The 7,421-nt window shown below is 78.1% G+C and carries 6 protein-coding genes; all 6 read left to right on the top strand.

The window, feature by feature from the left end; all coding sequences use genetic code 11:
• Positions 1-31: 31 nt before the first annotated feature.
• Entirely contained in the window at positions 32-1,153 is a 1,122-nt protein-coding gene (locus ABZ457_RS27495) for an ADP-ribosylglycohydrolase family protein (protein ID WP_359162658.1), read from the top strand.
• 125 nt (positions 1,154-1,278) lie between these two features.
• A complete protein-coding gene (locus tag ABZ457_RS27490; RefSeq protein WP_359162612.1) occupies positions 1,279-2,484 on the top strand; it encodes an ADP-ribosylglycohydrolase family protein in 1,206 nt (401 codons plus the stop codon).
• 277 nt (positions 2,485-2,761) lie between these two features.
• Entirely contained in the window at positions 2,762-4,450 is a 1,689-nt protein-coding gene (locus ABZ457_RS27485; protein WP_359162609.1) for an ADP-ribosylglycohydrolase family protein, read from the top strand.
• Positions 4,447-5,334: a ribokinase gene (rbsK, locus tag ABZ457_RS27480; protein ID WP_359162607.1), complete on the top strand. Its 888-nt coding sequence runs from the start codon at positions 4,447-4,449 to the stop codon at positions 5,332-5,334. The genes ABZ457_RS27485 and rbsK overlap by 4 nt, the downstream gene beginning before the upstream one ends.
• Complete coding sequence (locus tag ABZ457_RS27475) at positions 5,331-6,566, top strand: CoA transferase (RefSeq protein WP_359162604.1); 1,236 nt, start codon at positions 5,331-5,333, stop codon at positions 6,564-6,566. The genes rbsK and ABZ457_RS27475 overlap by 4 nt, the downstream gene beginning before the upstream one ends.
• Positions 6,563-7,363, top strand: coding sequence for an aldolase/citrate lyase family protein (locus tag ABZ457_RS27470; protein ID WP_359162601.1), 801 nt, complete (start codon positions 6,563-6,565; stop codon positions 7,361-7,363). The genes ABZ457_RS27475 and ABZ457_RS27470 overlap by 4 nt, the downstream gene beginning before the upstream one ends.
• Positions 7,364-7,421: the final 58 nt, after the last annotated feature.

The raw sequence follows: 7,421 nt of genomic DNA, 5'->3' as shown, positions 1-7,421 counted from the left end.
GACCGCGGCCGCCACGACCGGGCCCGGGCCGGTGACCCACGCCAGCCGCGCCGTCGAGGGGCTGTTGCTCGGGATCGCGGTCGGGGACGCCGCAGGGTGGCCCGCCGCGCGGCATCGGGCCGGGCGGATGCCCGAGTGGACCCGTCGGCTCACCCGGGAGCTGGACACCTTCGCCGAGCAGAACGCGACCACCACCCTCCCCGTCCCCATCGCGCTCAACCAGCCGCCCGAACCGCTGCGGCTCGGCCCGTCCGACGACGCCGAGTGGGCCGCGTTCGCCGCCGGGACCGTGCTCACCTCCCGGGGCGGGCACTTCCGCGAGCTGCCGCCCGCCCGCCGTGTCCGCGCCGCCGTCGACCTCGCGTGGAACACCCTCGCCGGGCAGGTCGCGGCGGCCGCGGCGCGCGCCCCCGAGGTGGAGTCCGCCGTACTGCCCCTGCGCGCCCGGATCTCGGTGCGCGCGGGCCTCGGCAACCTCGCCACCGGGCTGCGTCCCCCCGCGACCGGCCACGACAACCCGCACTACTTCGACGACGCCGCCTGCGTACGGGCCGCCGTCCTCGCCACCGTCCACCCCGGGGACCCGGCCGCCGCGGCCGCGCTCGCCGAGTTCGACGCGCGCTACACCCAGGACGGCGACGGGGTGCACGGCGCCCGCGCGGTCGCCGCCGCCGTTGCCGCGGCCCTCGGCGGCGCGGACACCGAGGCGGCCGTGGCCGCCGCCCTCGGCCAGTTGCCCGACACGACCGAGATCGGCCGCAACGCCCGCCACGCGCTCGCCCTCGCCCGCTCGGCAGGCTCCGCCTTCGCCCTCGTCCCGCTGCTGGAGCACCAGATCGTGGACCACGTCTACAGCTACGGGATCGCCGCCGCCGAGACCGTGCCCGTGGCGCTCGCGGTCACCTGCGCCGCCCGCGGCCGGATCGCGGAGGCGGTGCCCGCGGCGGCCTGCCTGTCCCGGGTCGCGGACTCGGCCCCGGCGCTGGCCGGGGCCCTCACCGGCGTCCTCGGCGGCGGGGACGGCGTCCCGGCGACCTGGCGGGAGGCGTGCCGCACCCTCGCGGGCTGCGCCCTGCCGCATCTCGCCGGCACCGATCTGGTCGCGCTGGCGGCGCTGCTCGCGGAGCCGGAGGAGAGCGGCGCCCTGCTCTGAGGCCCCGCGCCCGCCGGGCCGAGGCCCCCGTCCGGCCCGGGCCGCGCGGCACGCGCACCCCCGTCCCGCCCGGAACACCGCGTGAGGTCCCCGGGACACACCGGACCAGGGGGGACAATCCGGCCATGACGACAGCCACCTCGCGCACGGCGACCGCCACTGCCACCGACTCCCCCGCCCCCGGTCCGGGCCTCGGCGACCGGTTCACGGGCGCTCTCGTCGGAGCCGCCGTCGGCGACGCCCTCGGCGGACCGGTCGAGGGCTACACCCCGGAACAGATCCTCGAACGCCACGGCGGCCGTGTCACCGGCATCGTCGGCCCCTGGAACGGCGACGCCTGGCGCACCGCCCGCCCGATCGCCCCGTACCACAAGGGCCACGGCCACATCACCGACGACACCCTGATGACCCACGCGCTGGTCCGGGTCTACGCGACCGTGCGCGACCACCTCGACGCGTTCTCGGTCGCCGACCACCTGGTCCCCGACCTGATCTCGACGCCCCGGTGGATCCCCGAACTGGAGGCGGAGACGCTGCCGCTGCACCGGGTCTTCCTGGCGGAGAAGTGGATCGTGCACCGGCTGCACTACGGGCACAACGACCCGCGCGAGGCGGGTGTCGGGAACATCGTCAACTGCGGTGCGGCGATGTACATGGCGCCGGTCGGCCTGGTCAACGCGGCCGACCCGGAGGGCGCGTACCGCGAGGCGCTGGACGTCGCGGGGGCGCACCAGTCCTCGTACGGGCGGGAGGCGGCGGGGGTGTTCGCCGCCGCGGTCGCCGCGGCGGCGGCGCCCGGGTCGACGCCGGCGACGGTGGTGGCGGCCGCGCTCGCGCTCGCCAAGGACGGCACCCAGGCGGCGATCGAGGCGGTGGCCGAGGCGGCTGTGGGCCGCACCGACACCGAGTCGGCCATCGCCCCGCTGCGCGCGGCGGTGGCCCCGTTCGACACGGTCGGCCCGGACTACCGCGCCCCCTCGCTGGGGGCGCGCCGGCCGTCCCGGCTGCACTCGATCGAGGAACTGCCCGTCGCGCTGGGCATGCTGCTGGTCGGCGGGGGCGACTTCCGGGAGACGGTCCTCGGCTGCGTCAACTACGGGCGGGACTGCGACTCCATCGCGACGATGGCCGGGGCGATCGTGGGGGCGATGCACGGCGAGGGCGCCGTGCCGCGCGAGTGGGCGGACCGGGTCGCCGAGGCGAGCCGCGTCGACCTCCACGCCCCGGCCGCCGAACTCGCGGCGGTCGCCCGCGAGATCCACACCCGCGACCTGACCCGCCGCCGCGCCCACGAGACGGCGTTCGCGGCCCTGACGGAAGCGGCGCGGTGACGGGGCCGCACGACCGGGCAGCGCACGCCCGGCCCGGGACCGGCTCGGCCGGGAACCGGGCGCTGCTCGGCGGCCCGCCCGGACGCCCTCCGCGCCCCGCGACCGGTCCGGCGGGGACCGGCGCGCCGGGCGACCCGGGGCGCGCCCGCGCCGTGGCGCCGTTCCCGCCCGGTGGTCACCCGGCGGAGCGGGGCGAAGGGCGGCCGGGGCCGCGCGCGGTCCGAGCGCCAGGGGCCGCGTCCGCGTCGCCGCACGGCGGACCGATCGGGACCACCCGGTGACCCCGCGGGCGCTGCGGGTGACCTGGGTGCAGCCCGAGGACCTCGTGGGGCACGAACTGCGCCAGGCCGAGGAGGACGGGCGGGACGCGGCCGGGGTCCGGGCGCGCTGGCTCGCGGCGGGCGGGGCGCCCGCGCCGGACCGGGCGGGCGCGTCCGGGACCCCGGCCCCGCCCGGGCTCCGCGCGCTCGCGGAGGAGCTTCTCGACGAACTGGCCGCCCTGCCGGTCCCGTCCGCCCCGGACGAGCCCACGGCCTGGGACGCGATCGTGGCCGCGTGCCCCGACTGGCCGCGCGTCGCCGCGGGGGCCCCTCGCCGGGACGACGGCCCGCCGGGGCGGACCACCGACCGCGCCCCCGCCGCCGGACCGGGCCGGGGGAACACGTCACACGGCCCCGACCGGCCCCCCGCCGGGCAGACGACGCCCACCCCGTACGAACCCACCGCACCCACCGGCCGCGCACCCCGACCGGTCGCACCCACCGGCCGCGCGACGCCCGGCGGTCAGGACCTGCCCCGCGACCGGCCGGGTGGGGCGCCCGCTCCCCACCGACCCCCCACCGGGCCGGTGGCGTCCGCCCCGGACGCACGGCCCGCGACCGGCTCGCCCCCGGAGCGGGCGGCACCCCCGCGACTGGAAGCCGCCCTGCACGCCGCCTGGCTCGGGCGGGCCGCCGGGTGTCTGCTCGGGAAGCCGGTCGAGAAGCTGCCGCTGACCGGCATCCGCGCGCTCGCCCGGGCCACCGGGAACTGGCCCCTCGGGGACTGGTTCACCGCCCGCGGGCTGCCCGCGGAGCTCGCCGCCGCGTACCCGTGGAACCGCCGCAGCGCGGGCACCTGTCTCGCCGAGAACATCGACGGGATGCCCGAGGACGACGACCTCGACCACCCCCTCCTCGCGCTGCTCCTGCTCCAGCGGCACGGCCGGGACTTCGCCACCGCCGATCTCGCCGCGCTCTGGCTGGACGAGCTGCCCGCCGGGCGCACGTTCACCGCCGAACGGGTCGCGTACCGGAACCTGCTGTGCGGGCTGGAGCCGCCGCTGACCGCCGTACGCCGCAACCCGTTCCGGGAGTGGATCGGCGCCGCGATCCGGGCCGACGTCCACGGCTGGACCAACCCCGGCGACCCGGCCGCCGCCGCCGGACAGGCGTGGCGGGACGCCGTGCTCAGCCACACCGCGAACGGCGTCCACAGCGCGATGTTCACCGCGGCCGCCCTCGCCGCCGCGGCCGGCGGGACGGTCGATGTGCACGGCGCGCTGACCGCCGGGCTCTCCGTCGTCCCTCCCCGGTCCCGGCTGGCCCGCGCCGTGCGGGACGGCATCGCCGCCGCCCGCGCCGACGCCGACTTCGACCGGGTCGTGGACGCGCTGCACTCCGCGTACGGCGGGTACCACTGGGTGCACGCCGTCCCCAACGCGGCCCTGCTCGCCGCCGCCCTCACCCACGCCGACGGCGACTTCACCGGCTCGATCTGCAAGGCGGTCTCCGCCGGTCTGGACACCGACTCCAACGGCGCGACCGCCGGTTCGATCGCCGGACTGCTCGCGGGCTCCCCCGAGGCCCTGCCCGAGCGGTGGACGGCCCCGCTGAAGAACCGTCTCGCCACGTCCGTCGCCGGTTTCGACGGCGTCGGCTTCGACACCCTCGCCCGGCTCACGCTGAAGGAGGCGCTGCGCCCATGACCGGCATCGTGGTGCTCGGCAGCACCAATATGGACCTGGTGGCCTACGCGGCCCGCGCCCCGGGGCGCGGGGAGACCGTCACCGGGCGGGAGTTCGCCACCGTCCCCGGCGGCAAGGGCGCCAACCAGGCGGTGGCGGCGGCCCGCGCGGGCGGCGAGGTCACCATGGTCGGCGCGGTCGGCTCGGACCACTACGGCGAGATCCTGCGGCACACCCTGGAGGCCTCCGGCGTCGACACCGACCTGCTGCGGACCGCCGAGGGCCCCTCCGGGACCGCCCATATCGTGGTCGACGACGAGGGGGCCAACTCCATCGTCGTGATCCCGGCCGCCAATGGGACCGTCACCGCCCTCGCCCCCGGCGACGAGGCGGTGATCGCGGCCGCCGGGCTTCTGCTGCTCCAGCTCGAACTGCCCCTGGACGCCGTCACCGAGGGCGCCCGGGCCGCCCGCCGCCACGGTGTGCGGACCGTCCTCACCCCCGCCCCGGCCCGGCCGCTGCCGCCCGAACTCCTCGGCGCGGTGGACCTGTTGCTTCCCAACGAGCACGAGGCCGCCGCCCTGACCGGGCTCGGCGACCCGCGTGCCGCCGCGGCGGCACTGCTGCGGGAGGTGCCCGAGGTGGTGGTCACCCTGGGCGCGGCGGGCTGTCTGTACGCGGCCCGGGACGCGGAGCCGGTCGCCGTGGCCGCGCCCCGGGTCACCCCCGTGGACACCACGGCCGCCGGGGACACCTTCGCCGGGGCGCTCGCGGTCGCCCTCGGCGAGGGGAGACCGATGCCCGAGGCCCTGGCCTGGGCCTGCACCGCCGCCGCCCTGTCCGTCCAACGCCCGGGAGCCTCCACCTCGATGCCCTACCGCCCCGAGATCGACGCCGCCTCATGACCGCCCACGAGACCCCACCGAACCCGCCCCCGGCGGCTTCCGCCGGCCCCCTCCCGCTGGCCGGGCTGCGCGTCCTGGACCTGGCCACCCTGTTCGCCGGGCCGCTGTGCGCCACCCTGCTCGGCGACTACGGCGCCGAGGTGGTCAAGGTGGAGCACCCCCGCCGCCCCGACCCCTCCCGCGGCCACGGCCCCGCCAAGGACGGCGTCGGCCTGTGGTGGAAGGTCCTCGGCCGCAACAAGCGCGCCATCACCCTGGACCTGTCCACCCCCGGCGGCCGGGACACCCTGCTGCGGCTCGCGGCCGGCGCCGACGTGGTCGTGGAGAACTTCCGGCCCGGCACCCTGGAACGCTGGGGCCTCGGCTGGGAGGAGCTGAGCGCGGCCAACCCTCGGCTCGTCCTCGCCCGGGTCACCGGCTTCGGGCAGTTCGGCCCCTACGCGCACCGGCCCGGCTTCGGCACCCTCGCCGAGGCGATGAGCGGCTTCGCGGCGGCGACCGGGGAGCCGGACGGGCCGCCCACCCTGCCCCCGTTCGGCCTCGCCGACTCGGTGGCGGCGCTCGCCACCGCGTACGCCGTGATGACCGCGCTCACCGCGCGGGCGTCCACCGGCCGGGGCCAGGTCGTCGACCTGGCGATCATCGAACCGATCCTGGCGGTGCTGGGCCCGCAGGCCCTCTGGTACGACCAGCTCGGCTACGTCCAGCCGCGCACCGGGAACCGCTCCCGCAACAACTCGCCGCGCAACATCTACCGCACCCTGGACGGGCGTTGGGTGGCGGTCTCCACCTCCGCGCAGTCCGTCGCCGAGCGGGTGATGCGCCTGGTGGGGCGGCCGGAGCTTATCGAGGAGCCGTGGTTCGCCACGGGCAGCGGGCGGGCGGAGCACGCGGAGGAGCTGGACGGCGCGGTCGGCGGCTGGATCGCGCGCAGCAGCTGCGCGGACGCGGTGGCCGCGTTCGAGAAGGCGGAGGCGGCGATCGCGCCGGTGTACGACATCCGCGACGTCCTCACCGACCCGCAGTACCGGGCCCTCGGCACGATCACCGAGGTCCCCGACCCCGAACTCGGCACCCTGCGCATGCAGAACGTGCTCTTCCGGCTGTCCGAGACGCCGGGGGCCATCCGCTGGGCCGGGCGCCCGCACGGCGCCGACACCGAGGAGGTGCTCGCCGAACTCGGCCTGACCTCCGCCGACATCACCGCACTGCGGACCGAAGGAGCGCTATGACCTTCCCGCTCACCTGGCTCTACGCCCCCGGCGACCGCCCCGAGGTCGTGCACAAGGCGATCGCCGCCCGCCCGGACGTCGTGATCGTCGACCTGGAGGACGCGGTCGCCGGGCACCGCAAGGAGTACGCGCTCGCCGCCACGGCGGACCTGCTCGCCTCGCCGCTGCCCCTGCCGGTGCACGTCCGCGTGAACTCGCCGCACGACGTGGACGTCCTGGCGGGGCTGCCGGGCCTGGCCGCGCTGCGCATCCCCAAGGTCGCCTACGCGGCCGACGTCCAGCGGGTCGCCGCGAAGGCGCCGGGGCTGCCGCTGTACCCGCTGCTGGAGTCGGCGCTCGCGGTGGAGCACGCGTACGCGGTGGCGACCGCGCACGACGCGGTGCGCGGGATCGCGCTCGGCGAGTCGGACCTGCGGGCGGACCTCGGGGTGCGCGACGACCGGGGCCTGGACTGGCCGCGTCTGCGCACCATCCTCGCGGCCCGCGCGGCCGGCCTCGCCCCGCCGGCGCAGTCCGTCTTCCCCGACATCCGCGACCTGGACGCGCTGCACGACTCCTGTGTGCACGGCCGCGCCCTGGGTTTCCTGGGCCGCACCGCGATCCACCCCCGCCAGCTCCCGGTGATCGAGGCGGCCTACCGCCCCACGGAGGCGGAGATCGACGCGGCCGAGGAGATCGTCAAGGCCGCCGCCACCGACCAGGGCGCGATGGCCCTCCCGGACGGCCGCTTCATCGACGCGGCGGTCGACGCGGCGGCGGAACGCACCCTCGCGATCGCCGCCCGCGACGTGACCTGACCCGCGCCCGGCCCCGGGCCGGAGCCGACCGGCCGGGCGGGGCCCGGGCCGGGCCCCG

The sequence above is a fragment of the Streptomyces sp. NPDC005805 genome, from assembly GCF_040630445.1.
Classification (GTDB): domain Bacteria; phylum Actinomycetota; class Actinomycetes; order Streptomycetales; family Streptomycetaceae; genus Streptomyces.
This window is presented reverse-complemented; position numbering and strand designations above follow the sequence as displayed.

Coding starts and splice junctions, on each gene's coding strand:
- ABZ457_RS27490 (WP_359162612.1), top strand. CDS start 1,279: ATGACGACAGCCACCTCGCGCACGGCGACCGCCACTGCCACCGACTCC.
- rbsK (WP_359162607.1), top strand. CDS start 4,447: ATGACCGGCATCGTGGTGCTCGGCAGCACCAATATGGACCTGGTGGCC.
- ABZ457_RS27475 (WP_359162604.1), top strand. CDS start 5,331: ATGACCGCCCACGAGACCCCACCGAACCCGCCCCCGGCGGCTTCCGCC.
- ABZ457_RS27470 (WP_359162601.1), top strand. CDS start 6,563: ATGACCTTCCCGCTCACCTGGCTCTACGCCCCCGGCGACCGCCCCGAG.